Below are 26,578 nucleotides of genomic sequence, written 5' to 3' on the forward strand. Positions count from 1 at the left end.
GTCCGGGACCCATGGGTCCCGGACGGAGCGGCGGGCTAACATCCGTCGCCGAGGTTGATTCCCGCCGCGGCGGCCGAGTACACGACCCAGAGCTGGATCAGCTCCATCGGGATGGCCAGGACGCAGAACCACACGGTGGTGCCGGCGAGCAGCCCGGGCCGGGTCTGTCCGAGTCGGAGGCCGTACCGGCCGCGCAGTCGCCTCGCGAGGAGCACGCACACCGCCACGGCCGCCACGCCGAGGGCCACTCCGGCCCAGCCTGCGGCGTACTCCGTCATCGGGAAGGGCAGGTGCCGGCAGGCTTCCCGCTGCCGGTCGGCCCACTCGTGCTGGATCTCCTGCGTGTGCAGGGAGGTTGCCACCCCGGTCACGATCAGGAGCGGCACCATGCCTGCCGCCGTCACGGTGCCGAGGGTGACGGCGCGTCGGCTTGCGGGGTGGCCGCTCGTAGCGGGGGACGAGGATGGGGAGGGTGAGGTGGCGGCCATCAGTACCAATCCGGTTCCGGGCGGACGATGCGGATGCGCTGCTCGCCCCCGTTCCTGTTCGCGATGTGCTCCCGGCTGTCCAGGCTCACGTTCTGGAAGGAGCTGGTGTGCTGGGTGAGCTTGATGTCCCCGTCGGGGGAGACCGAGGTGACGACGGCGGCGTGGTGGGACTCGCCAGGGGCGGTTTCCGTGCCGGGGCGCCACCTGCTCGTAGAAGACGATGTCGCCGGGCCGTGCCTCCGTCCTCGGCACCTCTTTACTGCCGTGCCGCAGCAGGAAGTTCTGCAGCCCCTTGGCGCGCGCCCAGGAATCGGAGTGGTAGGCGTTCTGGTCGAACCAGTCCCACCCGGTCCCGCTCTGGCGGCCCCAAGTGTCGTCGCCCATCAGCCCCGTCCAGGGGGAGATCTTCTTCTTCACGCCTCCGGCTTCCAGGCTGGAGGACACGAAGTTGGTGCAGTTGCCGACGTCCCCGTAGTCCAGGTCGTCCTTCTTGTTCCAGTGGTCGAGTGCGTACCGCACCATCTCGACCCGGTCGATCTTTCCGTCGGGTCCGCGGAGCTCGCGCTCGACCTCGGGCGCCAGACCCCCCAAGTCGGCGAGGGTCACAGGATCGGCCCGCATGAGGTCCTTCTGCTGCTGCGGCGTCAGGCCGTCCCACCAGGCGCGGACGAGTCGGGGATCCTTCCCGACCGGGATGTCCGCCCTGAGGATGTCGAATTCGATGTGGGACGCCTCGACCAGGATCTCATTGTGCGCCTGTGAGGTGTCGGAGACGTTGATGGTCTTCGCCAGCTCGTCCAGTTCGGCGGAGGCTTTCGCGTCCGCCTGGGAAGCCTCGCGCAGGGCTTCGTCGATCAGCGTATTGACCGTGGCTATGTGTCCCTGTTCCTGGGTGTAGGCGTCGCGCACGTTCTGCGGGACGTTCGGGCCGACCGGTGCGGCGCCCGTGTACGCGCCCACCGCGCGGCCGTCCTGGATGCCCAGCCCGTTCTCGTTCGCCAGCTCGATGGCGTGGGAGAGGGTGCGTTGTGCGCAGCCCATGGTGTGGGCGAGGGCGTCGAGGACCATGGCGACGCCCTTCATGATGTCGCCGCCGGACTCCAGGCGGTCGGCGAGGTCCTCCAGGCGTTTGCCGGCCTGCTTGCCGGTGGCGTCGGCCCAGTGGTCGTCGAGTGGTTTCTTGCCCTGCGCGCGGATGTCCTCGCAGGCGGAGGAGGAGCGCCGGGCGAGGTCGACCCAGTCGTCCGCGGTCTTCTGCCACTGGTCCACGCGGCAGTCGTACAGGTCGTGATAGGCGACCACGGGTCAGTTCCTCCCGAAATCGGCGGGCCGTGCTGGAGCCTCCCGAAGGCGTCCCTCGCCTGGGCGTCCGTGGTGTCGTAGGCGTTGGCCGTGGTGTGGAGGTTGTCGGCCATGGTGTTCATCTGCTTCCCCAGGTCGACCATGTGGTCCTCCCACGCGGTCGCACACCGCTTCAACGCCGCGGAGCGGAGGCCCAGCCGTGGTGTCCGTCGGCTGCCGTGTCGCTCGAATCAAGAGACTTGCGGAGGTTCTGCAGTGCCTTCGCGGCGGCCGAGTCTGCACCTCCCGCGCTCTGCCGCACGTAGTACGTCTTGATGTCCATGTCCACGAAATCCCCCATGAGCGGTTTTGAGGAACACCCCAACCTCGACTGCGTGTTCGGTTCACCGGCGACGGGGCGGAGCCTCATCCCGATCGGTGGACACGTCGACCGGCCGGGGAACCCGTACGCAGGGCTTCCCGTCCGACAGGGGGGTGAGCAGTCAACGAAACGCACATCGCATGCCTGCCAGAGACCAATACGGCTCCACTGCATCCACGGCCGGCGAGAAGTCGCACCATGGCGATGGACCGGCTCGACGCGGTCACCCGACTGCTCGTCCGGGGCGTCCGCCGCTTCCGCCCGCCGAGGCGGTGCGTCCGCACGACGCGGGCGGGTGAAGACCGGCCGCCGGGCCGGGCGATCGCAACCAGCCCCTCCGCGGGCTGTTCGACCTCGACCTTCACGAAGTCCGTACGGACGGCTCCGTCGGTGGCATCGGTTACAGACAGGGGCCTCGCGATGGGATGGCTGTGGCGTCTCTCCATGGCTGAGGCCTGACGCCGACACCTCGTCGGGCCGCTCCTCCTGCCGCACCGTCGGCCGAATTTCGCAGAAGTGGGCGAAGAGGTCGTCCCCGCCGCCGTCGGGGTTGAACGCCGAATCCCCTGCGGGGCAGGTGCTTCCTCGGCAACCCGCCAGGACGAGGCGACCACCCTGCGCTGACGCGGCGCACCCCCGCGGCCGACCCGGCCGCATGAGGCCAGGCGCCTCCGTGCCACCGCGAACCTCTGGATCACCCCCGGGCCCGGACGACATGATCCTCTCAACGGCGCAGCAGTGGAGCGCCGGGGGGAACCGGGCCGGCGCCGATGGGCGCACGCCTGGAGCGCCACGTCATCACGGGTCGGTGCACTGCGCACACATGGCCCGTCTGCGTCCGAAATATGGGGGATTGTCATACCTGTTCGCCGTCGACTGACCACGCTCGCGTCGGTCACCGCCACCGTGGCCGCCAGCTCGTCCGTGCTGCTGTCCCTGGGCACCGTCCCGGCCTCCGCCGCCAGCGTGGCGACCTGGGACAAGGTCGCCCAGTGCGAGAGCTCCGGCAACTGGGGCATCAACACCGGCAACGGCTACTACGGCGGCCTGCAGTTCTCGGCGTCGACCTGGCGGGCCTACGGGGGTACGGCCTACGCGTCCTACGCCCACCAGGCCACCAAGAAGCAGCAGATCCTGATAGGCGAGAAGGTCCTCGTCCTCGCCGGACAGGGCCCGGGCGCGTGGCCGACCTGCGGCCGCCTCGCCGGACTCGGCAGCGACCACGCCGACCCCTACCCGGACGCGCCGACCCCGCCGGCCCCCGCGCAGTCGTGGAAGGCGCAGGCGCTGATCGGCTCCGGCAACGGCATCTACCACGCCACCCGCTTCGACAACGGCACCTGGACCCGCTTCGGGGACGTCGACAGCCAGGCGAGCGCCGTCCCTGGCGGGGTGCGCACCATCGCCGAGGCGGGCATCAACGGCGACACGCACGTCCTGGCCGTGAGCCACGAGGGCAGGCTGTACCACACCATCCGCAACGCGGACCGCACCTGGGGAGCCTTCGGGGACGTCCACGCGGCCGTCGGCGCGCTGCCCAACGTGACGCAGGTGGCGGCCGTTTCGTCGGGTACGGAGCTCCAGGTCGTGGTGGTGGCGGACGGGAAGGTCTACCACACGGTCCGCCGCGCGAACGGGACGTGGGCGCCGTTCGGGGCCGTCGGTAACCCGGACGGGGCGCCAGTGACGAAGGTGGCGGTCTCCCAGACGGGCACCGACACCCAGGTGGTCGCGGTCTCCGGCGGCTCCCTCTTCCACACGGTCCGGCACGCCGACGGCACCTGGACGACCTGGGGCAACGCCTCCGCCGAGACGGGCGTGACCGGCATCGACGACGTGGCCGTGGCCGGCACCGGCGGTGACCTCCAGCTGGTGGTCACCACCGACGGCGGCACCAAGCGCTACCACGGGGCCCGCTTCGCCAGCGGCCAGTGGGTCATGAACGCCCTCTCCGCGGTGGTCCCCTCCGGGGTGACGGTCACGGACGTGGCGGCCGCGCAGGTGAACAACGAACTCCAGGCGGCCTTCGTGACCACCGACGGGCGGGTCCTGCACACGATCCGCGCCGTGAACGGCACCTGGTCGCCGGCCGCCCCGGTCGACCTGACGGGCGTCCCCGGCACCCGCACCGGCGTCTCCATCACCGGCACCTACAACTGATCCGGTACTCCTGATCCGGTACCTCTGATCCGGACCAACCACGGGCCCGGGACGATCACCGTCCCGGGCCCGTTCCCATGCGCCTCAGGCCGCTGCCGCGACGTCCGCCGGAACCCCGAGCCGTGTCACCGGCAGCCACCCGGCGGCGCCCTTCGCCGCGGAGCCCAGACCCAGACCCAGGCCCCAGCCGGCGCCCGCCACGCCCCACACGGCGCACCCGCCCAGCAGGAGGGCCACGCCGGAGCAGCAGCAGACGGTCCGGTCGCTGGCCGCCGCCCTACGGAAAGTTCAGCGAGTTCCAGGCCTGGTACACCCTTGCTGTGGATTCCGTCGCTCGGCCCCATGGAGTCCAAGAGCCAGGTGAAGCAAGGCCGGCTGTCGAGACACTCCGGGGTCAGGCCGACTCCTTCCTCACGCTCCCGTTGCAGCATCGGGCAGGGGCTCGGCGGGTACCGCGTTGCCGCCCGGCAAGGAATAGTGGGTGACGCTGAGGTCTTTCGTCCGGCGGATCAGTGCCACGTCCCGACCGTCGAAGATCAGGGCCGCGACACGGATCTCGACCTGGCGAACGTGGTCGGCTCGCCGCTCGTCATACTCGTGATACTCATCCCCCCGTTTGCGGTACAGGCTCGGCGGACGCGGTCGCGGCGCAGCTGCCGGCCGAGCTGCAGGAGGAGTTCTTCCTCGCCGATGTCGAGCGGGCCCTGGCGACTGCCGAGGGCTTTCTGCAGGAGGGTGCGCAGCTGCGAGAACGGCTCGGCGGCGAGCTGCCGGTCGCCGGCCCGTCCGAGCAGCAGGAGGGGGTGGCGGGGGGAGCCGGTGATGACGCGGATCGTGGTCCTGCTGGCCTGCCGGACCCTGGGGGTTCTGTTGGTGGTGGGCGGGCGGTGGTCAACTACGCGCTGAGCACCTGGTACTCCCGTACCGCGGGCGGGGCGGGGGGATTCCTGTGGGCGCCCGGTGTGCTGCTGGGCCCTCGCCACGGCAGTCGGCGGCGTGCTGATCCTGGCCCCGTTCTACTGGTGGCCGCTCTGGTGGCTCATCCCGCTCGTACCGGTGACGCTCGGCCTGGCCGGGTACACCGTGGCCGGGAGGAGCGCGCCTGCCGTACGGATCCTGATCGCCGTGACAGGCCAGGTCGTCGGTCTGTTCCCCGAGAGCGCACCGGCACGGGCTTTCCATGTGGAGGCGCTGCCCGGCGGACCCGTCCAGGCTCCGTGAGCGACTCGCCGAGAGTGCCCATCGAGCACGGCGCCGATCCGGCTGGTCTCGAACGCGGCCCGGACCTGGGCCGGGCCGCTCGGCACACGGGGTTGCCGGGATGGTGCGGGGGCCGGACCGGCGTCACTGGCGAAGCATGGCTGCGATCCGGCACCGAGCGAGGGGAGGATCGGCGATCAGCGTCCCGGATGACGGTGTCACGGCCATGGGGCAAGCGGGTGAGCACTCGTCTGGCACCGGCCACCGGAGTCACAGGGTGCGTTGTGCGCCCCACAGCGGGAGTTGCTCGAAGAACTCCACGGCCTCCTCGCGCCACCGCGGCCGCCAGCCCGCCGCGACACCGGCCGCCTCCTCGGCGACACGGCGAATGTCCGCCCGCAACCGCTCGTCGACGCCGTGCCGACGGGCGATGTCCTGGACCCGCTCGACGGTCTCCGCCGGGCAGCCGGGATCGGCGAGCGCGGCCTCTACCACCTCTCGCTCTCGGCCGGCCGTCGCTGCCAGGACCGCGCACACCGCGTAACTGCGGCGGCCCTCACGCAGATCAGAGCCGGCCGGCTTGCCGACCGTACCCGAGTCCGCGAACAGATCGAGATAGTCGTCGCGCAATTGCCCGCTCACCCCGACCAGCGTCGCGTACCGCGCCAGTTCCTTGTGGTGGGCGGCCGCGTCCTCGCCTGCTGCGATCAAACCCAACTGCAGCGGAGCCAGCACCGAGTACCGGGCGCTCTTGTACTCGGACACGATGTCGAGCACCTCACGGTCGGGGACCGGACCGAAGTCCCGCTCCAGATCGAGGACCTGTCCGAGCACGGTGTCCGCCCCTGCCGCCACCTGCACAGCCGCCATCGCCTGCCGCACCCCGTCCGACACCGGCGCGGTCAGCAGTGCCTGCACCGACAGGAACGCGGCCAGATCCCCGGCCAGCACCGCCAGGCCCAGCGCCGTCTGCGGACGGTCGGGGAACCGCTCGCGGTAGGCGTAGTACACCGACGGCGCGCCCCGGCGAAGGGGGGAGTCGTCGATGATGTCGTCATGGATCAGGCCGTGCGTCTGCAGCAACTCGATACTGAGAGCGGCCTCCTCCAACCCTGCCACGGCATCAGCAGTCACCAGCCGCGCCGCCTCGTACAGCAGAGCGACACGGAGGCGTTTCCCCCCGCGCAACGACATGTCCCGCACCAGCTCCAGGGTCTCGGGCACGAACGCGCTACGTGGGAACTGCTGCCGGGCGACCGTGTCGAAGTATTCCGCGAACAGCGAGTTGAAGCGATCCCGGTACCCGGCGAGCCGTTCATGGACACCGGCCGCGATTTCAGCACTCATAACTCTCCCTGGAACACGGATCAGCACAAGCAGGGCGGCAGCTGACAGTCGCCGCAGGCCCGCATTCAACACCACGAAGCCACCTGAGGCTCACCGTCCCGCGCTGCCACGTCGGCCTGAACGGCATCGGCATCAACGCCACGCGAGACGTGTCCCCCCAGCCGCGTCCGGGGGGACACGTCCAGAACAGGGCTGTCCTGCCTGCTACCCGGCCACCGGAGCGGTATAGCCAGCCGATGAGCCCTCGCATGGTGACCTTCCCTTGCCAGGGGCGGCGTCTGTTCACTGTCATCGAGTTGGCCGGGCAACCCAATCCCTGATGGCCAACGGGCCTGTGCCGGAGCGACATTCAGCGCGTAGTGCCCGGCCATTCCTCGCGGAGCATCCCGAACAGCACGGTGTCGTAGCGCTTGCCCGCCACCAGCACGGTGGACCGGCGTCGGCCCTCCTCGCGGAAGCCCGCCTTGGTGAAGGCCTGGACGGCCCGTTCGTTGCCGCTCCAGGTGTCGAGCTCGATCCGGTGCAGCCCGAAGGCCTCGAACAGGTGTCCCACCAGCAGTCGCAGCGCGTCGGAGCCATGGCCGCAGCCCCAGCGGTCCCGCTCGCCGATGGTCACGCCGACCGTGGCCAGCCCGGCGAACGGGTCCAGGTCGCGGTAGTCCACCATGCCGATCACCGTGCCGTCGGCCAGATCCTCGACCGTGAAGACGGCCGACTCCTTCGGGTTCAGCCGCAGCATCGTCTCGAAGCCGAGCCCGACGGCCTCCGCGGTGACCGGTCCGAAGCACGGGTTGCCGCCGGCGGCCCAGTGGACCACCTCCGGATCGTTGCGCCACCGAACGTGATGCCCCGCATCCTGTGCACGGAGCGGGCGAAGCCGTACCAACTCTCCTTCGATCATGAACAGATCATAGGTCTCGACGCGATCGTCGATGATCTTGAGATCGATGGCCTGCACCTGACCCGCTCCATGTCCGACGCCACATCGCCCTCCGGACGGGTACGAAAGCCGACCGGGGCTTACCAGCGGGATCGAGGGCCGCTCCGGAGGTGCCGCTGGCGTGACGCGGAACGGTTCAGTACGCGGCATGGGGTGTCGTGCCGAGGTCCGGCCCCGAGGTCGGGGCCGGACCGGTGCGTTTTGATGAGGAGCAGGTCCCTCAAGACATCGTCTCATTGGGCGAATCTGCGCTATCAGATGAGGGTGCAGGCGATGCCGGTGAAGGCGAGGGCTGCATGGCTGTCGTGCAGGTTCGCCCCGAGATTCCAACGGCCTGTCAGGTCCGCCTTCTCAGGGCCTGCATGTTCACCGCGTCGATCGCGCAGGGTGATCCTGAGGCCAATACAGCAGTGAGTTCGACGTGCTGTCCCAGCCGGGTGGCCTGGCGTTGGAGCTCCTGGTGTCCACACCACCTGATCATTCCGGGGTCGTCGTGCACATGAGCCCGAACCCCACGATCACTCACCGTCGATCCGCAGCCACCCGACAGGCTCTGAGCATGCCCGGCTCCACCGGCCCGCCCGCGCTCACCCCTCGGGAGCGGGGGCGGGAGAGCCCGCCACCAGCGCCTCCACTCGGGCCCGCAGCGCGGGCTCGGCGGACAACGCAAAGTGATCGGTCCGCCGCAGGTCGAACATCCCCCGCACCCCACGCTCGCCGCGCGTGCGCGACCAGATCGTTGAAATGCGTCTCGAAGCGCGTGGAGAAGTGGATCCGCACCGGCCCACCGTGCACCGACTTCAGCCGCTCGCACCGGCGCACGAACCGCTCGTAGGCCCCCACCTCCTCAGTGTCCTCCCACACATCGCCCGCGTGCCGGCACACCTGCGCCAGGTCCTTCCCGGCGATCCGGTGCAGGTAGCCGCAGAGGTTCGCGAAGGAGTCCAGGTCCCGGGTCCCCGACACGATCCCGCGCAATGCCGCCGCCGGATCGGACAGGTCCAACCCGGCCAGGGCCCGGGTGACGGGGAGAGCGGACCGGTTCATGTTTGGATCCAACAGCAGCACACCCGCGAGCGCGGGCCGCTGCTCCGGACTCTCCGCCCACGGCTCGGCCGGGCGCAGCACCGTGTCGGCCCCGTACGAGAACCCCCGAGCACGAGCCGCTTGCCCGGGTGGCGCCGGGCGAGGGCCCTGATGGCGCCCGCGATCAACTCGGTGTGCGTGGTCAGGCCGATCGGCCGGTAGCGCGCGTCGCGCGCCTCTTCCGGATGGTGACCGAAGGCTGTCAACGCGACGGTATGCGGCCGGGCCGAGGCCATGTAAGGGCGGAACTCCGAGGCGTCCGTGCCCAGACCGTGCAACAGGACCACCAGGTCACGCGAAGCCGTGGCCCGCTCCAGGTGGCGCAGCCGGCGCCCGAAGACCATGTGGTCCGCGGGCAGGTCCACGTCGAAGTCGTCGGCACTGATCTCGAAGGCACCCTCGACCACCACCGACCCCGCGTCCCGGCCGCCCCAACCGGCCCTGCTGCCGCCCCACCACCCGAGGCCGAAACCGGCCCCCGCAGCGAGGAGCGCGACACCGGCCGGCGCGACAGCGTGCACCCCGACCCAGGCGAGCACGGCGCGCGCCTCGTCCGCGTAGATCCCGATCAGGATCCCCAGCGCACCCCCGATCCCGGCCAGGGCCGCACGCACCCGGGTCACCATGCCCGTGGGCGGGCCCGGGCCCGTCATCCCGGGCCCCGCGGCCCCGGCGACGCCCCAACCTCTGTCCGTTCCCGCACCCCGTCCTTCGCGCCGCGGCCCCCGTCGCACCGGTGCTCGCTTCCCTTCCCCCGGGGGTGGGCGGGCGAAGCCCTTCCTTTCCGGTTCCCGGGGCCTCAGTCAGGCCGGTCGGCCGGTCCAGCAGGAGGGTGTGGGTCTCCGCCGGGTGTTCCTCCTGGCGGCGGGCATGCGGCGTGGGCTCCGCCACCACGGTGTGGCCGAGCGCGCGCAGCGGCTCGCGGGCGGCGTCGAACAAGGCGCGCGCCTGGGCCAGCGCCCGGGTTTGAGTATCGGCGCCGACGAGACCACGAGCCCCAGCCCGTGCAAGGCGGGCCGCGCCCGGAGGTGTGCCAGGGGGTGGGCTGCCGCCGCGTGGGCCCACAGCGTAGAGGTCGTTTCATCCCGCCGTTTCATCCCAGGATCAGCTGTTTGGTCTGCTGTGTCGGGTCGCGCCGGGAGATGGTCTTTTCGCCGGAGACGCGGCGGGCCATGAGGCCGGTCATCGCGATGTGGATGACGGCTTCGGAGCGGGTGGGCAGGGTTTCGTCGTCGCGGGCCAGGCGGCGGTGGAGCATGAGCCAGCCGTAGGTCCTCTCGACCGCCCACCGCTTCGCGTTCATGCTCTCGCTGAGGCCGGCCGAAGGCCAGAGCCCGACCGCGGCGCTCGAATCGCCGGCCGGACAGCACCGGCTCGATCAACTCCCACCGCGCATCGGACAGATCACTCGGATACGGACGTCGCGTTGTCATGATTCCGGCGTACCGCCGCGGACCGAGTGCGCTCAGGCGCACAGCAACGACGGCAAAAGGAGCACACAGGCCGCGAAGGCCGGACACCCTGGAATGAGACAGGAACAAGACCCAACCCGCCCCACCCGCCACCCCATCCAGCCCACAGCCATCAACTGCACATGTGGTCACTACCGCACCATGACCGACCATCTTGAGAACTACACCAGACCAGGCCAGTACAGGCGAAAAATCAGGGGGCCCAGGGCAGTCGTACGGCCTCGATTTCCGCGTCGCCGAGGAGGGCATCGACGAGTGGGGCCGGGCCGGCGAGCTTGGTGGCCCACAGGTCGTAGTCCGTGCACAGGACCCAGGACCGGTCGTGGGCCCAGAGGTTGGACGGGGTCCACCACTCTTCTTCTGGGTGGTCGTACAGGGCCTTGGCGTCCGCGAGCCGGCCGGCGCGGACGTGCAGGTTGTCGAAGTCTTCGGCCCATTGGCCCAGCGGGGTGTAGTAGGCGAGGCAGCGGGTGTCCCCGCCCTCGGCGCTGTGCTCGGTGAGGATCTCGATCAGCCGGTTCCAGTCGCCACGGTTCAGGCTGCCCTCGGACGGACTGGTGATGCCGACCGGCCAGCCGCCCGCCTCGCGGAGCGAGGGGAAGGACGTGTGGCAGGGCAGGCGGCCCTCGGCGGCCACGGGATCTCCGGTCCGCCGGGCGAGCTCTGCCCAGCGCAGCCGCCGGTAGCGCGGTCCAGGGTGTTCGCCCTTGGACGGGGCGAAGGTGTCCGAGGGGTCATCGAAGACGTCCGCGGGGTCGAGGCCCGGGATGATCTCGGTGCCGGTGCTCTTGCGGTTCAGGAAGGCCCGCCGGTACTCGACGTACGACATGTCGAAGGGCCCGAGTTCGTGTTCGTACATGGAGTGGAGCACCCAGGCCGCGTCGGGCAGCGCCGGCGGCATGAACCCGGTGAGCCCGTCGTCGTCGGCCAGCTCCCGCAGCCCGTCGGTCTCCGCGGACGCGGCGAGCGGCCAGCGGGCGGTCGCCAGAGCTGCTGAGGTCTCGTACATCAGCTCAGGATATGGGCACGGATTTCTGCGCTGCTCAGGCGTCTGCCCGGTCTGGAAGCGGGCCGCCTTTCTGACGTGGCCATCCCGCGATCGTGGTCATAACCAGGTAGGACGCCCAGTCACAGGTCCCCCTGTCCTGTCTCAGCGAAGATGCGCCGCTCTCACTGGAAGGCCGACTGGCCTGCTCGTCTCATCGAAGTTCACCGGACGCGGTCACCGACCACCTCGGCCCCAGACCACGACCGCAACGGCTCCGCGAACACCTCCAGCAGCAGGGGCGCAACCTCCGCTGGCCGCCCCGCGCGATCACGCCGATGGCGGGCCAGATTCCGGGCGTACTGCTGCACATACGCGCGCGGCGGTGTTGTAATCGCGCGAGCGAAGAGAGAAGAGACATGCGGCGAAGGGGGAGCCCGGTGGACGAGCTGGAGCTGACCGATCCTCGGCAGGTGGGGCGGTACCGAATCACCGGGCGCCTGGGCGCTGGCGGGATGGGCCAGGTGTATCTGGGGCAGTCGCCCAGTGGGCGGCTGGTCGCGGTGAAGGTGGTACGGCCCGAACTCGCCCAGGATCCCGGATTCCGCCGCCGGTTCGCCCACGAAGTGGCCGCCGCCCGCAGAGTCACCGGCTTCTTCACCGCCGCCCTGGTCGACGCCGACCCCGACTGCCCAAGCCCCTGGCTCGCGACGGCCTACGTCCCCGGCATGGCCCTGGACGAGGCCGTCGCGGCGCACGGCCCCTGGCCGGTGCAGTCGGTACGTGCCCTGGGCGCGGGGCTAGCCGAGGCGCTGGAGGCCATTCACGCGGTCGGCTTGGTCCACCGGGACCTCAAACCCTCGAACGTCCTGATCGCGCCGGACGGACCCCGGGTGGTCGACTTCGGGATCTCCGTGGCCGTAGAGGCCACCGCGCTCACCCGTACCGGCGTGATCGTGGGCACCCCCGGTTTCATGGCCCCCGAACAGCTCATCGGCCAGGCCGTGACACCGGCCACCGACGTGTTCGCCTTCGGAGCCGTGCTGACCTATGCGGCCACCGGCGTCGGGCCTTTCGGCACGGGGTCCGCGCAGATGCTCAACTTCCGTATCGCGTACGAGGAACCGGACCTCGCCCGCCTGCCGCCGCAGGGCCTGGAGATCGTCGCCCGCTGCCTGGCCAAGGACCCCGACCTCCGCCCGTCCGTGACCGCGCTCATCGAGGAACTAGCCGTGGTGCGGGCCGAGAGCGATCCCACGACCGAGGTCGCCGTCCCCGCCCGGACCGCCACCTGGCTGCCCACGCCCCTCGCCGGCGCACTGCCCACCACCACTGCCGTGCTCACCACGGGGCCGTCGGCCGACCACCCCCAGCCATCCCCGGCACCAGCCCCCAAGCCGGTCACCGGGACGGCGATACCAGCCTCCTCAGCTGCATCGCCCTGGTCGCGCCGCCTCGCCGCCGCCCCCTTCTGGGCGGCCATCGTGGCGCTGGTGCTCGCCATGTTCTTGCCCCCTTACGAATGGGCGGGAGCCGCCCTGGCCAGCATGGATGACGCCGGCGCCTGGCCATTCCTCGTGTCCGCCACGCTCGGTATCGGCAGCTCTGTAACGGCGATTGCCGTCTCGCGCCGTGATCCCGCTCTTCCCCGGCAGCGCTGGCCTCAAGCCCTGCATGTCGTCGCAGCCGTCATCACCACCGTGCTGTGTTTCGTGGGCCTGTCCAACGCGATGTCCCAGGCGGGCCTCGGCGCCCTGGCCTCCGGCGCGTACGCGTACGCCGTCGGATGCGTGATGATGATCTACGGTGCGTCCCGGTTCCCCTCGCCGAAGGCCGAGTCGTAACGCGTCAACCCGAAATCGGCTGCCAGGAGGTCTTCCAGCCCGTCTCTCTCGGAGTCGGGCGAGGCTCAATCGGCACGACAGACGTGCGCTCATCTGCGATCTCGCTGGCTGACGGTCAAAGTTCCCTACGTTGTCTGCGGGACCGGGCGAGCCCTTCGTTCGGTTCTCCCACTCCGGGGCGTCGGGCATGGCTTTCGAAGTTCTGCCGCTGGTGGCAACCATCGGGGTGGCCACCCGACGCCCCACGGCGACTCCGCTGCCGATCAGGAATTGCGAATGATCGCTCCGTAGGGAATCGACAGCGAGGTCGTCCGTCGGGAGGCACCCAGCACACCCACCGCACGGAGGCACCCTCGGGGCGCGCGCGTTCGGGGCGTCGGTGGTCCGGCAGACCGCGCCGGGAACGGCGCCGTGGGCGGTGCTGGGGCCCGTCAGGACTTCGGCATGGGAGGCAGTTCGGCATGCCTGACGGTGTAGCCGCCTTGGCCACCGGGGCGTACGCGGCGGGGGCCATACAGGTGCCGACGGGGGCCTTCGTGGGAGCGGCGTCGCCGCCCGGCAGCAGGTTCACGCCGTTCCACGAGAAGCCCACGCGGTCTCGGGAGTGCCCCCTGTCTTCGCCGCCGTCGTAGACACTGGATCCGACCCGCTTGCCGACGTCATCCACCGGGACGCCGTCGCTCACCTTGGTGATGACCGCCGTCAGCGTCGCGGTGCGGGGGCCGGTGACCAGGCAGTCCACGAGGCCTTCGGACGTGTACGTCTTGTTCCGCTCGGCGGAGTAGTGGGAGACCGTGACCGTGCCCCGGGCGTCGGTCGGAAGCCCTGTGGGGATTCCCGGCAACGGCCGGCTGTACGGCGCCGCCTGCGCGTCGAAGGGCGGCGAGTAGAGCCGGGAGGGCCATCGTCCTGGGGCGGGGCATTGCAGTCATCGGACTCTCCGGGTGGTTTGAGGGCCCCGTTGATGGGGTCGCCCCATCCTTGCGTTCGTCCCCGTCCGGGCCATCCGCCTTGATCCGTAACCCCTCACGGGTTCGCCTCAGACCCGAGACCGACCGGCGTCAGCCTCGGGTCGCACACCCAGGCCATCAGGGCCCACCACGTGCCGCAAGGCTGGTGTCTCGGCAGCCGTTTCCGGCAACGGCATGCAGGAGCGGGGCCGGTGCTGCGCCTTTGAGACCAGGGCATGTCTACGTCGAGTTGGTGAGCGGTCCCTTGGAAGGGATGCTGCTCGATGTGACGGGCTGCCTCCGCAAGAGGTTGTGGACGGGGCGGTGTTGATGTCGGAGCACGGCGCGTTCGGGCCGCCCGGCCGATCCGACTATGAGCCGGCCGAAGGGGAGCGTGGCGCCGGCGGCGTCGGCCGGTTCGTGTGGCGGGGCGACGTTGCGTAGGCACAGGCGGCGCTGGTCATGTCGATCGACTCTCAGCCCGTCAGATCGGCGTCGCCGTCGCGGCGCTCCAGATTCCGCCGCGTCAGAGCCCACTGAAGACGGCTTCGTCGTGTCAGCGTCTGCCTGTCTGCGCTTTTAGCCGGAGTCTGGGGTTCTGTCACGGTGCTTTTCGGGCAATCCTGCCCTCTGTTGCTTTGACCGCTAATCCGGACTGGTTGGGTGGAAATCCGGCCACGCTCGAAACGTTTGGTGACACCTCGTGAACGCTCTGTATAGGTTCTGAGGCGGTTCGGGACGTCCAGTGGCGGCCCGCACCGGAAGTTCTTTCACCGGATCTGGAGGGGGAAGTCGCATGGCTGACATCGATCTCGGGGTGGCAACGGACTGGTCTGAGGGGGAGACTCACGGCCGCATTCAGCTGCGGCAGAATCAGGTCTACCCGACCTCGCCGAAGAAGGACGTGCTCATCAGCTCCCCGGTGAGCATCGAGCTGTCCGTGAACACGAACCACTCCTCCTCGCAGGAGGCGGACAAGATCTATTTCACGACCTATCACGGTTCCACGAAGAAGATCATCGCGGTGCTCGACTCCGACGGCAACCTGCAGATCGCCGGCCGCCTGATCACAGAACAGAAGGACCTCCGCTACTAGGGCATCCCTTCTGGGCTGATCCGCCATTGCGGGTGGCGAGGCCGCGTCCGGCATCTGGCCCGCCAATGGGGATCGGGAAGTGACCGCAAGGGTGCTCCTTGAGTACGGGCGGCTCGCTGTGCATTCGAGCGCGATTGACTGCGCTTGCGCGGCGGGCCGCCCGCTTGGCGGTACGGCGGAGGTCGGGGGCGCCGGGAGACTTGGGCGTCCGTACCGGAGCGGGGACTACGTCTGGGACAACCGCTCGGGTGCTGCACTCCGGCGTGGGCGCAGACTGCGGGTGTGTACGGCATGACTGTGGCGGCGTCACCCGAAGGCCCGGGTGCCCCGACCACGGCACGGCCGCCCGCCGGGCGACGCAGGACCACATCGAGGGCGGCATCTACTGCACGTCACGCGCCGGCCGCCCCAGGCGCGCCCCCGCCCGCACCTGAAGCCCCCAACCCGAGCAACGGCCCCTCCACACCCCGGCGGAGAGGCTCAGGTTCGGGGCCGCTACCGGGCCCGGTGCCGGCGCGTTGTGCCGGGCATGGGACGGATGAAGGCGGGGCGTACGCGCTGGCCACGGCTGGAGTGCGGGCGCTGCGGTGCGCGGGCATCGAGGGACTGGACGTCGGTGGCCGCCGAGGCGGAACTCAACGCCGCCGCCGGGACGGTAGGGACGGAGGCCGGCGGGCAGTTCGCCGCGGACCCCGTCGTCTGCCTCACCGGCACGGGGGCCGACCCTGGCACGCTGCTGTACGGGCGCGACCACCCTCCACCGCATCCTGCTCGGCGGGCCGGTTGGCGGACTCGGCGTCGTGGAGCGGCTGCCGGTGGGCACGCGGTGCGTGCCCACGGTCGGCGGCGTGATGATCTACCCGCCCAAGGCCTGCGCCTAGCGGGCCATCCCGTAGATCTGCGTCGTCGGGGTGGGACGTGCCCGGGACAGTTTCACGGCCTTGCCGCGAGCCGCTTCGAACGCGGTGAACGGGTTCCCCGCACTGCGCCAGGGTTCGGCACCGCACCACGGACCGATCCGGCGGAACTGCTCCAGGGCGGGGGCGTACATCATCGACTGGAGCATGTAGTGCGCCAGCAGGTGGCGCAGGACCGGCAGGCGCTCGTCGTCGGCCGCGACCTGGTCGAACGAAGCGGCGATCCGCTTCAGCAGGCTTCTCGCCATGGGAGTGACGGGCAGCCCGGGAGGGAAGGGGCGGCCGTCGCGTTCGCTCAGCGCGTGCAGGTAGATCCCGGCGAGCGGGCTGCCGGCCGGGGCCTTGCGGACCGCTTGGCGGGCGAATCGCATCATCCGCCGGTTGCTGCCGAACCACTTGGCGCACCAGTACTGGAGGGCCTGCCAATGCCCCTCGTAATGGTGGGGCGCGCGGGCGACGAGGCCCTCCCAGAGGGACTTGAACTCCTTGTGGCCGTAGCGGGCTCCGCGGGCCGCGGTGACCATGACGACCCAGGGGCCGGGGTTCGCGGGGTCGAGCAGAGCGGCCTTGCGAGCCTCCTCGATCGCGGCCGGGAGCATGGCGCGGAAGCGCGCCATGTCCTGGTCCGGGACCGCGTGGGCGAAGGCGGTGCCTCGGATCTCCCAGGCTCGGTGAACCATGAGGCTTGCATGAAGGGTTGCCGCGTCGCAGTTGCCCGGCTCGGCGGCGCGCCAGGCATCGAGCCAGGCACTGTCCTTCCGGGCGACGTCCTGCAGGAGCTCCAGCCGGTCCCAGCGCGCGTCCCAGTCTTCTCCCGCAGCCCGGACGTACTGGGCGGCAGTCCGCCAGTCCCCTTGCCACGCGGCGTCGGCGACGTCCTGCCTCTCCTGGCTTCGGTGCGCCGGAGGCGGGGGACCGGCGCGCCGGTTGTCGAGCGCCTCACGAGGCGGCAGACCGTAAGTGGACGCCACGAAGCGCTCTTCGATCCATCGGTCGACACCGCGAGAGGTGACGGAGCGTAGAAGCACGATGAGAAACACGCCGAGTGCAACGGCGAGGAAGATGGTCACGGCGGGGAATCATTCCCGAAGCGATCACCCTCCGCAATAGCTCAGGCCACGGATAAGCCGAGGTCGGAGCGGGCACAGCACCACAGCACCCGGCAGACACGACACCCCGTGATGGTCGTCGCTCCGCTGCCGGACCGGGAGGGCATTGCCGCTCCGGCCGGCCATGGGGAGACGCGCGTACGAGGAACGCCGCCACCGGCTGTGGCTGGTCAGTGAACCTGAGCAGTCGTCATGATTCTACCTGGGGTGGTCAGGTTGGTGAGCAGGTCAGTTGCTGTGTTCGCGTGGTGTATCTGCGCGGGATCTGGGCTTGTCAGTTATCTGACCTGTGGTGTCTGTCGGTCAGGGCGCGATTGAGTAGGTTCGTTGAGTGCTGTTCCATGTGGCTGGGTGTGCGTCTGTTTCGGCTTCGGTGATCTGGAGATGATCGTCGTTGCTCTCGATGCCTCCGGCCGGGCCAAGCGGATGAACTGCGTCCCTGATTGGCTTCACGCATGGGCTCAAGTCCGGAAGCCGGAAGATGTGTGGTGCTTGAGTTCCTGCGGGTTGGCGAGGCGTGCTGTGCACGGCGTGGTCTATGCCTGAGGCGCGGGAGGTTTGCCGCTGGTAGCGAGGGCTTCGCGGAAGGTACGGGTCGTCGCGGCTGCCGTGTTGAGGTCTGTCTCGTGGGGGAGGATGACTGCGCCTTCGGAGAGTTGGCCGTCCCAGTAGCAGTAGGTGGCGGGTACGGTGTCGCCTCCTTTGTGGGGGACCTCGCCCCGGGCACACCAGATCCGGCCGTCCGGCCCGTTCTCGCCGAACGGCTCGGGCCCTTTCTCTCTGCCCGGCGTGTGGGCGGTGTGGATCAACCGCTGGATCGTCCACACGGGATCGGCGGTCGCGGCGCGTACGTACAGGACCGCGGTCGGTGCCGATTCACGGGCCGCGGTATAGAACCAGCGGTCGCCCGGCATCAACGGCGGCCACTGGGCGTCGGCCTGGTTGGCTTCTTGGTTCGTGGGGCGAGGGCGGGCTGTAGCCGATTTTGGTGAGTTCCGACGTCCATGCCCAGCTCTTTGTGAGAAAGGCTCTTCGAAGATATCCACTGACCAGGAGTCCTGGGAATCCGCGGTACAGCACCTGTACGAGGACGGGTTCGCGTTCATTGCCACCGGTCCGCGCAAGCACGAGGACTGGCGGGCCGACGTGCTCGCCGTCATGGAACGCGCCGTTTCCGACCCGCGCGGCTGGGCGGGGCTCGACCCCATCGCGAACGAACGCTCTTCGGAACACCTCGACGCGGCCGTGATCCACACCCCCACCACATGCGAATGGATCAAGAAGGGCCTGCCCCTCTGCCTGATCGGGGACTCGGGCACCGGCAAGTCCCACATGCTGATCGCGCTCGTCGGAGGGGCCGCGTTCAAGGCGCTGCTCGAAGGCAAGGCGTCACCCGCCGACAGCCGAACGCGACCCCTGCCCCCAGCTCCTCACCCCGCCTGCTCAGCCGCGCGGTGGGGAGTGGTGGGCGTCATGGTGGTGTGGATGTGGAGCAGGTGATCACCGAGCTGTACGGGCTCAAGCCGACGGAGTCATCGCGGCACGCGACGTCGACGGAGTACCGCGACTCCGCCCGCCAGGGCGAGTGTCGCGCCGGTACCGCCGGCGAGGAGCAGGGCCGAGGACGGGGTGCCGTCCTCCTGGCGCGAGGGGCTGTAGCCGCTCGAGTAGCCCTTGGTGTCGTACTCCGAGCCGGGGAGCTTGTCGGCGTAGCGGGCCTTGACCAGTTTCTGGTAGTTGCCGAGCGACACCGACGCCTGGCCTTCCAGGCCTTGCCTGGCCTGGTCGTTCAGAGGCTCGACGGTGGTGAGCTTGAGCTGGTACCAGCCCCGGATCTGCGGCTCGGTGAAGACCAACGTGCCCACGGTGGCCTTGCCGGCGTACGCGGCGTCGCGGTCGCCGTCGCGCACGCCCGCCAGGTGCCAGCCGCCGCCCTGGGTGGGGGCGAGCATGACGGTGGCGTTGCGACCGTTGACGGTGGTGCTCAGCGAGGAGACCAGTTGCGTCAGCTTGACCGCTTCGGTGGGCAGGGGCGGGGCCGTGCCCGCGACGAACCCGGGGGTGATCTCGTTCAGGGCCACCGGGTCCTTGATCGTGAAGGCGGGGAGGCCCTGGCATGGCTCGGCCGTCTCGGGGATCGTCTGCACCGGCCCTTCGGCGCCCTCGCTGGGTACCGGAGTGCGCAGGAAGCGGCAGACCGTGTTGCGCACGTCGGTGGACTTCACCGCGTCGAGAGCCGCCTGGTAGTCGGGGATGTCGGCCGGGAGAGGGTCCTTCGCCGGGGCCGCGTGCGCCGGACCGGCGACGCACAGCAGTGCGGAGGCACTCAGTGCGAGGACGACGGACAGGCGGGGGAAGCGAGAGGCCACCCGCATGCTGGACGTTTCGGTGCCGCTGGTGTTGCGCATGTCGCCTGCCTTAGCGGGAGATACCGATGCGGGAGTGGGTCCACTGGGATGAGCTGTTGCTCACGTAGTCGCTGTAGTTCCACCACGTGTACGTGGTGGTGTCCGGCCAGGGGTCGGCTACGGCGATCTTGCTGTTCGACGTGTCGAAGCCGTAGACCACGTTCATGTGGCCGCCGCCGGACGTCCACCCGATCCGGGCACCGATCGGCCGGGCCGCCTTGACCTCGGTGTACACCTGGTTGAACGTGGCCGCGCTGCTCAGGCCCGAGCCCGGATGCGCCATGCCCAGGCTGCTCCAGCCCCTGGCCATGTCGTCGAGCGTTGCGGGCTGGTTGTTGCAGCCGTAGTAGGGCTGGGCCCGGCTGCAGAAGTCCGTCTGGGTGGAGCCCAAGCCGTGGAACTTGGCGATGGTCAGCCCGGAGGCGACCCAGCACCACTGGGACTTCTCCTGTTTCAGCATGGTGATGGTGTCCTGACCAGCTTCCGCGTGCGCAGTGCCTCCCGCGGCCGTCAGCGATCCCAAGGCGGCCAGCGCGATGGCCGACATCGTGGTTCCGTACCTCAACCTGCCCATTTTCCTGCCTTCCCCTGATGGGTACAACGAGATGATCGGGGCAATCTGGCAGGAATATGACAGCTCAGCATGCCTGGGGCACATAAGGGCCTTGGGGAAAATCGCCCCTAATTGATTATTCGTTGGGTAATCACGTGAATGAGGCATTCACGGCGCAGGACGGGACCGCCTACGAGGGCGAGGAGGCGGATGGGTCGAAGCCGGTGTATGGCCATGTCGGCGGCCTCACTGGTCGTGGGTCCTGTGGTCGCGTACGTGGCGTGACCCTTCAGAAAGATCCACGGAACGATCCTGCCGGCCGGCATCAGACCCGGTGAACCTCCTGTCGGCCTGTCGGCCTGTCGGCCTCGGTTTCGGCGGTGGCGCTTCTGGTCGCTCTTCTCCGGGATCGTGCGTGTTCGGTACCGCGTTTACGCAGGTAGATGCGGAAGCCGCGCGAGCTGTAGGCCTTGCCGCGATCGCGTGATCTGGTCGGCAGGGAGCCGCCCGTGGCGGGTGCGGGGTACTCGGATGCGTTCGGGGAGCGGGCGTGCGCAGACGCCGTCGTGTCGTTGGCCCGGGGGCAGCAGGATGGCGAGGGGGCGGCCGCGGCCGTCGCGGGCGAGGTGGATTTTGCTGGTCAGGCCTCTTCTCGGGATCGGCCGAGGGCGTGATCGTCCGGCTCATCCGCCCTGCGCTTCCCCCTTTTCGGCCGGTGGGGGCGGCGTGCTGGTGGGCGCGGACGATGGTGGAGTCGATCTGGACCGGCCAGTCGATGTCACCGGCGGCGTCCGCCTGGGCCTGGATCTGCCGCAGGGCTCGGGTGAAGACGCCGTTGATGGCGTAGCGGCGGAAGCGGGTGCAGACCGTTTTCCACGGGCCGCAACGTTCCGGCAGGTCACGCCGGGGAACGCCGGTCCGGATCTTGTAGGCCATCCCGTTGATGACCGGGCGGTCCTCCGCCCGAGGCCGGACCCTGCCCGCACTCGGCACCAGCGGAGCTGGTAACTCCCACTCGACATCAGTCAGTTCATGACGACGTATCAGGACACCGTGATCCAGCATCGAACTACTTTTTGAAGACGGACCCTGTTGGTGCAGGTCTCGGCACCGAGAGGCAGCGGTAAGGCTAGCCCCGCTGGGCGGGCGTGGGGTGAGGAAAGAGCGAGTGAAGATCCGTTCTCGGGGCAGGGGCGGGCGTAACGAACCACAGTCAGGGCAGGGGGCGGGTCATGGCGGGAGCGCTGATTGCCGGTGGGTGGGGGCTGTTCGCGGGAGCAGCTCTGTTGGTGGGCGCAGCGGTGGGGTCGTTGTTCCGGGTCCCCGCTCAGTGGATCGCGCTGGTCATGGCCTTCGGCAGTGGCGTGCTCATCTCGGCCGTTTCGTTCGAGCTGGTCGAGGAGGCGTATGAGCAGGGCGGCGTGCTGCCGACCGCCGCCGGGGCGGTGGCCGGGGCGACCGCGTACTCGTTGGCCAACGTGTTCCTGGCCCGCCGCGGAGCCAGGCACCGCAAACGGTCGGGCGCCCGCCAGCCCTCGGAAGGGGCGCAGCCCGGATCCGGCAACGCCATCGCGCTCGGCGCGCTCCTCGACGGCATCCCGGAGTCGGTGGTCATCGGCACCAGCCTGCTGGGTGGGGGGAGCGTCGGGTTGGCCACGGTCGCCGCCGTCTTCATCAGCAACGTTCCGGAAGGGATGGCCAGCGCGGCCGGAATGAAGCGCGCGGGCCGCAGTCGCGCGTACGTTTTCACGCTCTGGTCGGTCATCGCAGTAGTGTCCGGCCTCGCCGCCCTGTCCGGTTACGCCTTCCTCGGCGGAGCCTCCGGTACGTGGATGGCAGCCATCACCGCGGTGGCCGCTGGGGCGATCCTCGCGATGGTCGCAGACACCATGATCCCCGAGGCCTTCGAGGAGGCGCACCTCCTCGCCGGACTCACCACGGTCCTGGGATTCCTCACGGCCTTCGTCCTGTCCCACGCCGCCTGACCAGCGCCGGACATCGTCGGCCGAGGCCAAACGGTCGGACCGGCGACGACCCTGCTGGCGACATCACTGAGGAGAACGGGGACCTGTGCCCAAAGCCGAAGCAGGGTTGCCGGGGCGGCTGACGGGCAGGCGCAGGGCAATCGCACGCCCTAGCCGGGAGGTGGCTCCATGGCCACGAGTCCGAAGTCGCACGCCCCGCACGGTGAGGGGCCCAGCCGGCACAAAGGGACCGAGCAGCACGGCTGGTCTCCCGATGTCGACTCGACACACACCCAGGAGAACCCCAGCGCCAAGCGCTCCTTCGACCCGCCGAAGAAGGAAGCCGGCCGCACCGAAAGCCGGAAGAAGACACAATCCGACAAGGCCGACGAGGGCGTAGTACCGGTCGAGAGCATCTCACGCAGTGGCGAAGACCTCGCCCGCAAGGGCAGCCAGAAGGGCCACCACGACCTGGGACCCCGCGGCCGCTCGCAGCGCCCCAGCGGAGGCAAGGACGCCTCCGCCTTCACCGGCGTCCAGGGGAAGGAATCCAAGCGGCTACGGCCGGGCTGACCAAAGCCCCTCCGGCTGGACCGAGGCAGACTCCAAAGCGCCTGGCTCGGCCCGGTGCCGCCGGTGAAGCACATGCAGGGCCGTCCTGCCCACGAGGCCCGCCGCCACCGCGATCCTCATCATGAGCCAGGGGAGCGGTCGGCGCGGCCTCTTGTTTCCTGCGCGCCGCCGTCCCGCGGCATCCTCGGTGCTCCGACGGGCAGACGCAGCACCCCAGGAGCTGATCACGGAGGATGCAGTGCAGCCTGTGAGGGTTCCCTTGATGTCGGTGTACTGGACCCGGCAGGCGTTCCTGCACTGGTCATACCCACCCGCCGTCGTCCAGGGCTTGCTGCCGCCCCGGCTCGAAGCCGATGTCTTCGAAGGACAGGACAGGCCTGGGTGAGCATCACACCCCTCCTCATGTCACGCACCCGGGTCCTGGGAGTGCCGATGCCATGGGGGACTTTCCCCGAGACGAACCTGCGCACCTACGTACGGTGTCGCGGAGGCCCGAGCGGCCTGTGGTTCCTCTCCCTCGACGTCACCCACCCGGCCATGCTCACCGCGCGGCTGCTGGGGATTCCGTACTCCCTGGGGCACCTCGTGACGGAGGTGCACGGCGGCACGCGCCGCTATGCGGGTCGCCGGGGACGCCGCGGACCGCGCTACGAGCTCGAAGTGCGCACCGATGACCCCAGCCGAGCGACCCGGCCGCTGGACGCGTGGCCGACCGACCGGTTCCACGCCTGCTCGGTGTCCGCGGGCGCGCTCTGGCGAACCCCGGTCGTCCACGAGCCCTGGCCGCTCTTCGCCGGCGCTGTCGTCCGCTTGGAGCAGTCCCTGCTCTCCGCTGCAGGACTGCCCGAGTCGGCCGATCCTCCCCTCGTCCACATCTCACCCGGTGTCGGGCCGGTACGCCTCGGTTTTCCCAGGCACGTGGCATGACAGGCGCGTCTGTTGGCAGGGGGGCGTGTACCGGAGCACGCGAGAGCAAGCGCATGACGGCGAAGCCGCAGCACAGGACACCACCCGAGGGCCAGCCGGTCGCGCCGGGCCGACGGAGGCCGGCTGGGCAGGGGGTAGCCGCGGCTGGGCTGTTGGAGGCGGAGCGTGCACGCCTGTTGCTGTCTGTGCGCGGCTCGGCGCGGTCCGTCACATAGTCGTACGGCGATGGCCGCGAGGGGGAGCGGCCCGGTAGGTGATGGCGTGCTTGTCTGTTCGCATGGCCAGGCCGCGCGCTACCAGTGACTGGGGTGGTGACACCTGCCCCGGTTGGGTGGCTCAGGACGCGGAGTCGTCCTCACCGTGCCGGGCTCTTCGCCGGTAGTCCTGCGGGGCCAGCACGTACAGCTCCGCGACCTCAGGACGGGCAGGGTCGTGTACGTCGGGTTCGTCGAGGAGCGTCCTCAACAAGCGCAGCATGGTTTCGATGGTCAACGCCGGGTCCCATTTTTGGCTCAGGGTGTCCATGTCGGTGGTGCCGGATGTGCTGATGTTGGGGTGGTAGACCGGCTCTGTGAATCGCATCTGCGGCTGGTCTGCGGGATGCGTCGTAGGCACGGTGATGTCCACGGGAAGCCGCCGGCCGGCGAACACCGACGACGCGTCCGGCCGCAGCACCGCCTTCCACCGGAACAGATCACCGTCGACGCAGGGATCGATCAGCATCTCACCGGGCGGGGGTGGCGAGGCAGCCAGCTGCGTCGCTTCCGTCTTCAGCCTGACCTCAGCAGTGGAATCCACCGGGCCATCCATCCTTCCAGCGAGGTAGTGGGCTGCCGGTCCCGGATGCTGCAGGGATCCGTGACCGGGCCCATCGCGCGTATGCCCACCTCGCCGTATCCCAGCACGGGCGATGCCGGCACGGCCTACGGGCGGCCTTCCGGAGCGGGCGCCGCGGTCGGGGGGCGGTGCGCGTCGTCCCGGTCGGGGCCATGACCGTAACGGCTGGCGTCCGGCGGGCAGGGTGCATATCCCGCGTGCCCGCGTGCCCGCGTGCCCGCGTGCCCGCGTGCCCGCGTGTGGCCGGGGTGAAGTGGGCGTGGCGGGACCGTGGGGTTGCGCTGTGGGGAGCGGTGTGGTTCGGCGGAGGGCTGGGGGTGGGTTGGTCAGGGTTCGTCGTCGTAGGCGATGGCGGGCTCGATGGCGTGGGGCCGGTGGTGTGTAGGCCCTGTCGCGTCGCCGCCTGTGACGGGGTAGTGCCCGTTGTGGGGGTGGGGCTGGTGTGCGGGTGGGGTGTGGATGGTGAGGAGGGGGGCGGTGTCGGTGAGGTCGAGCAGGCGTGTGAACTGTGGGCGGGGTGCGTGGAGGACGAGGGTTTTGCCGGTGGTGGCGGCGGTGAGGTGGAGGTCGAGGAGGAGGTGGAGGCCGGAGCAGTCGCAGAAGGTCAGGGCTGAGAGGCCGATGTCGAGGCCGGCCGTGCTGGCGTCCAGGGCCGCGTTCAGGGCGTCCCGTACCTTGCCGCAGTTGTCCGCGTCGATCTCGCCGCTGATCTCGGCTCGGGTCCGTCGTGGTCCAGGGCGGACGGAGACGGCGACGGTGACCATGGGTGTGTCGGGATCGCGCTCGTGGTCGGAGTAGGTCATGGCCTTCCTCCTTTCAGCAACCGGGCCGGCTCGTGCGGGGCGGACAGCAGGGCATCGGCGAGTGCCGTGCCGTCATGGCCCCGAGGTGCCCGTGGAGGGTTGCGCAGCCGGAGGCCGCGAGGGCTCCAGATCGGCGAGGAGCCTGATCAGGTGCGCGATCTCATGCGGTCCTTCGGCGGGGTGGCGGAAGAGGGTGCCGTCGGTGACCTCATAGTGGTTGCGGCGGCCGTGACGGGCGCGGGTGAGATACCCGGCGCTCTCCAGATCGGTGATCACGGCACGGACGGCACGCTCGGTGATCCGGCACGCCTCGGCCATGTCACGCATCCGTACCTCCGGGTCCCGCAGGAGCATCGCGAGGATCCGGGCGTGGTGGGTGACGAACGTCCAGCTGGTCCGTGACTCCATCGTCTCCATGCCCGCGATTATAGGATCCCTGATACCGGTTTTTCCAGACCTTCATTCATGCTCGGCCAAGGCGAGGTGCCGTGCGCATCCGAGAACCGGCACCGGACGTCTCCCAACCGGCGGCGCCGTCCTCGGCGCGGACCAGCAGCGCTCGATGAGGCCTTTAAGGACGATCGACGAAGCCGCCGACGACGGGCGGCGGGGGACCTGTCGGAGTTCGAGTGGATCGTCCTCCCTCTTCGGCGTCGCTGAACTTCCGCCCGGGAGTAACCGCCGCCGGGCCACGGCTACCCGCGTCACCCCTGGGGCCGACCAGGCGGAAGCGGCGCACCCACTCACGGACGTGTTCTTCCGCCTTCCACTCATCCGTGTGCACACGGATCGGGAACGGCTTGTGGATCGTGACGCTGGGTACGCCCGGCAGGCAGATGAGACGGTGATCGGCGGGCACGTACTGCTCCCTCTCTGGCATGTTTCGCACACGGGTCGGTACTGCGTTCTGTATCTCCCCCGCGACGCAGCGGATAAGCAAGGGGAGAGGGTGACAGCGAAGCCTGGCGCAGCCGGGCCTCGCTGACGCAGAGCTGCTCGGCGCGCACCGGGCGGTCCATTCGCGGGACTGTAAATCGTTCGGCTCTGTTCCGTAGTCGGTGGTGACGCTGTGTCTCCGGCTGCAACCATGGGGCGTGGATGATTCCGACTCTCTTGTGAATGTTGTGTTTTCAGGGTTGTCTGCGCTGGTCGTCGAGAGTGTGGTGGACGGCGGTGAGGTGGTTCGGGTGACGGCGCGGACCAGGGATGTTCCGGTGCCGTGCCCGGTGTGTGGGGTGCCGACCGCGAAGGTGCAC

The 26,578-nt window shown here is 69.7% G+C and carries 22 protein-coding genes and 4 pseudogenes; 10 read left to right on the forward strand and 16 right to left on the reverse strand.

The annotated features are described in order from the left end of the window. Positions 1 to 35: 35 nt before the first annotated feature. The gene (locus AB4039_RS11705; RefSeq protein WP_442270654.1) at positions 36 to 1,790 is read right to left on the reverse strand and encodes an amidase domain-containing protein; all 1,755 of its coding nucleotides are present in this window, start codon (positions 1,788 to 1,790) and stop codon (positions 36 to 38) included. A gap of 1,267 nt (positions 1,791 to 3,057) precedes the next feature. On the opposite strand from AB4039_RS11705, the gene AB4039_RS11710 reads away from it, so the two are divergent. Continuing rightward, a complete protein-coding gene (locus AB4039_RS11710; RefSeq protein ID WP_442270655.1) occupies positions 3,058 to 4,311 on the forward strand; it encodes a transglycosylase family protein in 1,254 nt (417 codons plus the stop codon). Between the two features lie 84 nt (positions 4,312 to 4,395). On the opposite strand, the gene AB4039_RS11715 is transcribed toward AB4039_RS11710, so the two are convergent. Together AB4039_RS11715 and AB4039_RS11720 are read right to left on the reverse strand one after the other, a co-directional pair. Then, positions 4,396 to 4,548, reverse strand: a complete 153-nt coding sequence (locus AB4039_RS11715) for a hypothetical protein (protein ID WP_442270656.1) — start codon at positions 4,546 to 4,548, stop codon at positions 4,396 to 4,398. A gap of 299 nt (positions 4,549 to 4,847) precedes the next feature. Beyond that, positions 4,848 to 5,294 carry a hypothetical protein gene (locus AB4039_RS11720; protein WP_442270657.1) on the reverse strand — a complete coding sequence of 149 codons (447 nt, stop codon included), beginning with the start codon at positions 5,292 to 5,294 and terminating at the stop codon, positions 4,848 to 4,850. A gap of 13 nt (positions 5,295 to 5,307) precedes the next feature. Between AB4039_RS11720 and AB4039_RS11725 the strand changes: the two genes are divergently transcribed. After that, entirely contained in the window at positions 5,308 to 5,532 is a 225-nt protein-coding gene (locus tag AB4039_RS11725) for a hypothetical protein (protein ID WP_442270658.1), read from the forward strand. A 249-nt stretch (positions 5,533 to 5,781) separates the two neighbouring features. Here the strand turns inward: AB4039_RS11725 and AB4039_RS11730 are convergent, their stop codons facing one another. The 6 genes and pseudogenes from AB4039_RS11730 to AB4039_RS11755 form a co-directional block, all read right to left on the reverse strand. Continuing rightward, the gene (locus tag AB4039_RS11730; protein WP_442270659.1) at positions 5,782 to 6,858 is read right to left on the reverse strand and encodes a polyprenyl synthetase family protein; all 1,077 of its coding nucleotides are present in this window, start codon (positions 6,856 to 6,858) and stop codon (positions 5,782 to 5,784) included. A 349-nt stretch (positions 6,859 to 7,207) separates the two neighbouring features. Further along, positions 7,208 to 7,816 (reverse strand): GNAT family N-acetyltransferase, encoded by a 609-nt coding sequence (locus tag AB4039_RS11735; RefSeq protein ID WP_442270660.1) that lies wholly within the window; start codon positions 7,814 to 7,816, stop codon positions 7,208 to 7,210. Between the two features lie 1,025 nt (positions 7,817 to 8,841). Then, positions 8,842 to 9,498: a hypothetical protein gene (locus tag AB4039_RS11740; RefSeq protein ID WP_442270661.1), complete on the reverse strand. Its 657-nt coding sequence runs from the start codon at positions 9,496 to 9,498 to the stop codon at positions 8,842 to 8,844. Between the two features lie 479 nt (positions 9,499 to 9,977). Next, positions 9,978 to 10,178 (reverse strand): annotated as a pseudogene (locus AB4039_RS11745) (IS5 family transposase); the annotation flags it as partial. Positions 10,179 to 10,197: 19 nt separating this feature from the next. Then, positions 10,198 to 10,317: pseudogene (locus AB4039_RS11750) on the reverse strand (IS5 family transposase); the annotation flags it as partial. 232 nt (positions 10,318 to 10,549) lie between these two features. After that, positions 10,550 to 11,365 carry a hypothetical protein gene (locus AB4039_RS11755; RefSeq protein ID WP_266847000.1) on the reverse strand — a complete coding sequence of 272 codons (816 nt, stop codon included), beginning with the start codon at positions 11,363 to 11,365 and terminating at the stop codon, positions 10,550 to 10,552. A gap of 416 nt (positions 11,366 to 11,781) precedes the next feature. Between AB4039_RS11755 and AB4039_RS11760 the strand changes: the two genes are divergently transcribed. Continuing rightward, entirely contained in the window at positions 11,782 to 13,185 is a 1,404-nt protein-coding gene (locus AB4039_RS11760; protein WP_442270662.1) for a protein kinase domain-containing protein, read from the forward strand. Positions 13,186 to 14,931: 1,746 nt separating this feature from the next. Then, on the forward strand, positions 14,932 to 15,231 hold the full coding sequence (locus tag AB4039_RS11765) for a DUF6342 family protein (protein WP_266846995.1): 300 nt from the start codon (positions 14,932 to 14,934) through the stop codon (positions 15,229 to 15,231). An 877-nt stretch (positions 15,232 to 16,108) separates the two neighbouring features. Here AB4039_RS11765 and AB4039_RS11770 read toward each other — a convergent pair. After that, positions 16,109 to 17,119 (reverse strand): hypothetical protein, encoded by a 1,011-nt coding sequence (locus tag AB4039_RS11770; protein ID WP_442270663.1) that lies wholly within the window; start codon positions 17,117 to 17,119, stop codon positions 16,109 to 16,111. 1,371 nt (positions 17,120 to 18,490) lie between these two features. On the opposite strand from AB4039_RS11770, the pseudogene AB4039_RS11775 reads away from it, so the two are divergent. Further along, positions 18,491 to 18,619, forward strand: a pseudogene (locus tag AB4039_RS11775) (IS21-like element helper ATPase IstB); the annotation flags it as partial. Between the two features lie 170 nt (positions 18,620 to 18,789). Here the strand turns inward: AB4039_RS11775 and AB4039_RS11780 are convergent. The 3 genes from AB4039_RS11780 to AB4039_RS11790 form a co-directional block, all read right to left on the reverse strand. After that, a complete protein-coding gene (locus AB4039_RS11780; RefSeq protein ID WP_266846992.1) occupies positions 18,790 to 19,665 on the reverse strand; it encodes a hypothetical protein in 876 nt (291 codons plus the stop codon). Between the two features lie 10 nt (positions 19,666 to 19,675). Beyond that, positions 19,676 to 20,212, reverse strand: a complete 537-nt coding sequence (locus AB4039_RS11785; protein WP_266846990.1) for a papain-like cysteine protease family protein — start codon at positions 20,210 to 20,212, stop codon at positions 19,676 to 19,678. A 252-nt stretch (positions 20,213 to 20,464) separates the two neighbouring features. Beyond that, complete coding sequence (locus tag AB4039_RS11790) at positions 20,465 to 21,283, reverse strand: transposase (protein WP_442270664.1); 819 nt, start codon at positions 21,281 to 21,283, stop codon at positions 20,465 to 20,467. A gap of 167 nt (positions 21,284 to 21,450) precedes the next feature. On the opposite strand from AB4039_RS11790, the gene AB4039_RS11795 reads away from it, so the two are divergent. The 4 genes from AB4039_RS11795 (at position 21,451) to AB4039_RS11810 (ending at position 23,682) form a co-directional block, all read left to right on the forward strand. After that, complete coding sequence (locus AB4039_RS11795) at positions 21,451 to 22,203, forward strand: ZIP family zinc transporter (protein ID WP_266846987.1); 753 nt, start codon at positions 21,451 to 21,453, stop codon at positions 22,201 to 22,203. A gap of 168 nt (positions 22,204 to 22,371) precedes the next feature. After that, positions 22,372 to 22,755, forward strand: a complete 384-nt coding sequence (locus AB4039_RS11800) for a hypothetical protein (RefSeq protein ID WP_266846985.1) — start codon at positions 22,372 to 22,374, stop codon at positions 22,753 to 22,755. A 262-nt stretch (positions 22,756 to 23,017) separates the two neighbouring features. Continuing rightward, on the forward strand, positions 23,018 to 23,140 hold the full coding sequence (locus AB4039_RS11805; protein ID WP_266846984.1) for a DUF2071 domain-containing protein: 123 nt from the start codon (positions 23,018 to 23,020) through the stop codon (positions 23,138 to 23,140). Positions 23,141 to 23,157: 17 nt separating this feature from the next. After that, entirely contained in the window at positions 23,158 to 23,682 is a 525-nt protein-coding gene (locus AB4039_RS11810; protein WP_442270666.1) for a DUF2071 domain-containing protein, read from the forward strand. Between the two features lie 336 nt (positions 23,683 to 24,018). Here the strand turns inward: AB4039_RS11810 and AB4039_RS11815 are convergent, their stop codons facing one another. The 3 genes from AB4039_RS11815 to AB4039_RS11825 all read right to left on the reverse strand — a co-directional run bounded on the left by AB4039_RS11815 (position 24,019) and on the right by AB4039_RS11825 (position 25,739). Then, positions 24,019 to 24,492 carry a ubiquitin-conjugating enzyme E2 variant gene (locus tag AB4039_RS11815; RefSeq protein WP_442270665.1) on the reverse strand — a complete coding sequence of 158 codons (474 nt, stop codon included), beginning with the start codon at positions 24,490 to 24,492 and terminating at the stop codon, positions 24,019 to 24,021. Positions 24,493 to 24,845: 353 nt separating this feature from the next. Next, positions 24,846 to 25,322 carry an STAS domain-containing protein gene (locus AB4039_RS11820; protein WP_266846982.1) on the reverse strand — a complete coding sequence of 159 codons (477 nt, stop codon included), beginning with the start codon at positions 25,320 to 25,322 and terminating at the stop codon, positions 24,846 to 24,848. Between the two features lie 72 nt (positions 25,323 to 25,394). After that, positions 25,395 to 25,739, reverse strand: coding sequence for a MarR family transcriptional regulator (locus AB4039_RS11825; protein ID WP_266846980.1), 345 nt, complete (start codon positions 25,737 to 25,739; stop codon positions 25,395 to 25,397). Between the two features lie 677 nt (positions 25,740 to 26,416). Here AB4039_RS11825 and AB4039_RS11830 point away from each other — a divergent pair. After that, positions 26,417 to 26,578, forward strand: a pseudogene (locus tag AB4039_RS11830) (ISL3 family transposase); the annotation flags it as partial.

Source organism: Streptomyces sp. M-16 (assembly GCF_052114405.1).
In the GTDB taxonomy this organism is placed as follows: domain Bacteria; phylum Actinomycetota; class Actinomycetes; order Streptomycetales; family Streptomycetaceae; genus Streptomyces.

What these genes read in the sequence shown, in the direction of transcription:
- AB4039_RS11730 (WP_442270659.1), bottom strand. Translation starts at nt 6,858, where the DNA reads ATGAGTGCTGAAATCGCGGCCGGTGTCCATGAACGGCTCGCCGGGTAC.
- AB4039_RS11755 (WP_266847000.1), bottom strand. Translation starts at nt 11,365, where the DNA reads ATGTACGAGACCTCAGCAGCTCTGGCGACCGCCCGCTGGCCGCTCGCC.
- AB4039_RS11765 (WP_266846995.1), top strand. Translation starts at nt 14,932, where the DNA reads ATGGCTGACATCGATCTCGGGGTGGCAACGGACTGGTCTGAGGGGGAG.
- AB4039_RS11780 (WP_266846992.1), bottom strand. Translation starts at nt 19,665, where the DNA reads ATGCGCAACACCAGCGGCACCGAAACGTCCAGCATGCGGGTGGCCTCT.
- AB4039_RS11785 (WP_266846990.1), bottom strand. Translation starts at nt 20,212, where the DNA reads ATGTCGGCCATCGCGCTGGCCGCCTTGGGATCGCTGACGGCCGCGGGA.
- AB4039_RS11790 (WP_442270664.1), bottom strand. Translation starts at nt 21,283, where the DNA reads ATGCTGGATCACGGTGTCCTGATACGTCGTCATGAACTGACTGATGTC.
- AB4039_RS11795 (WP_266846987.1), top strand. Translation starts at nt 21,451, where the DNA reads ATGGCGGGAGCGCTGATTGCCGGTGGGTGGGGGCTGTTCGCGGGAGCA.
- AB4039_RS11800 (WP_266846985.1), top strand. Translation starts at nt 22,372, where the DNA reads ATGGCCACGAGTCCGAAGTCGCACGCCCCGCACGGTGAGGGGCCCAGC.
- AB4039_RS11805 (WP_266846984.1), top strand. Translation starts at nt 23,018, where the DNA reads ATGTCGGTGTACTGGACCCGGCAGGCGTTCCTGCACTGGTCATACCCA.
- AB4039_RS11810 (WP_442270666.1), top strand. Translation starts at nt 23,158, where the DNA reads ATGTCACGCACCCGGGTCCTGGGAGTGCCGATGCCATGGGGGACTTTC.
- AB4039_RS11815 (WP_442270665.1), bottom strand. Translation starts at nt 24,492, where the DNA reads ATGGATGGCCCGGTGGATTCCACTGCTGAGGTCAGGCTGAAGACGGAA.
- AB4039_RS11820 (WP_266846982.1), bottom strand. Translation starts at nt 25,322, where the DNA reads ATGACCTACTCCGACCACGAGCGCGATCCCGACACACCCATGGTCACC.
- AB4039_RS11825 (WP_266846980.1), bottom strand. Translation starts at nt 25,739, where the DNA reads ATGGAGACGATGGAGTCACGGACCAGCTGGACGTTCGTCACCCACCAC.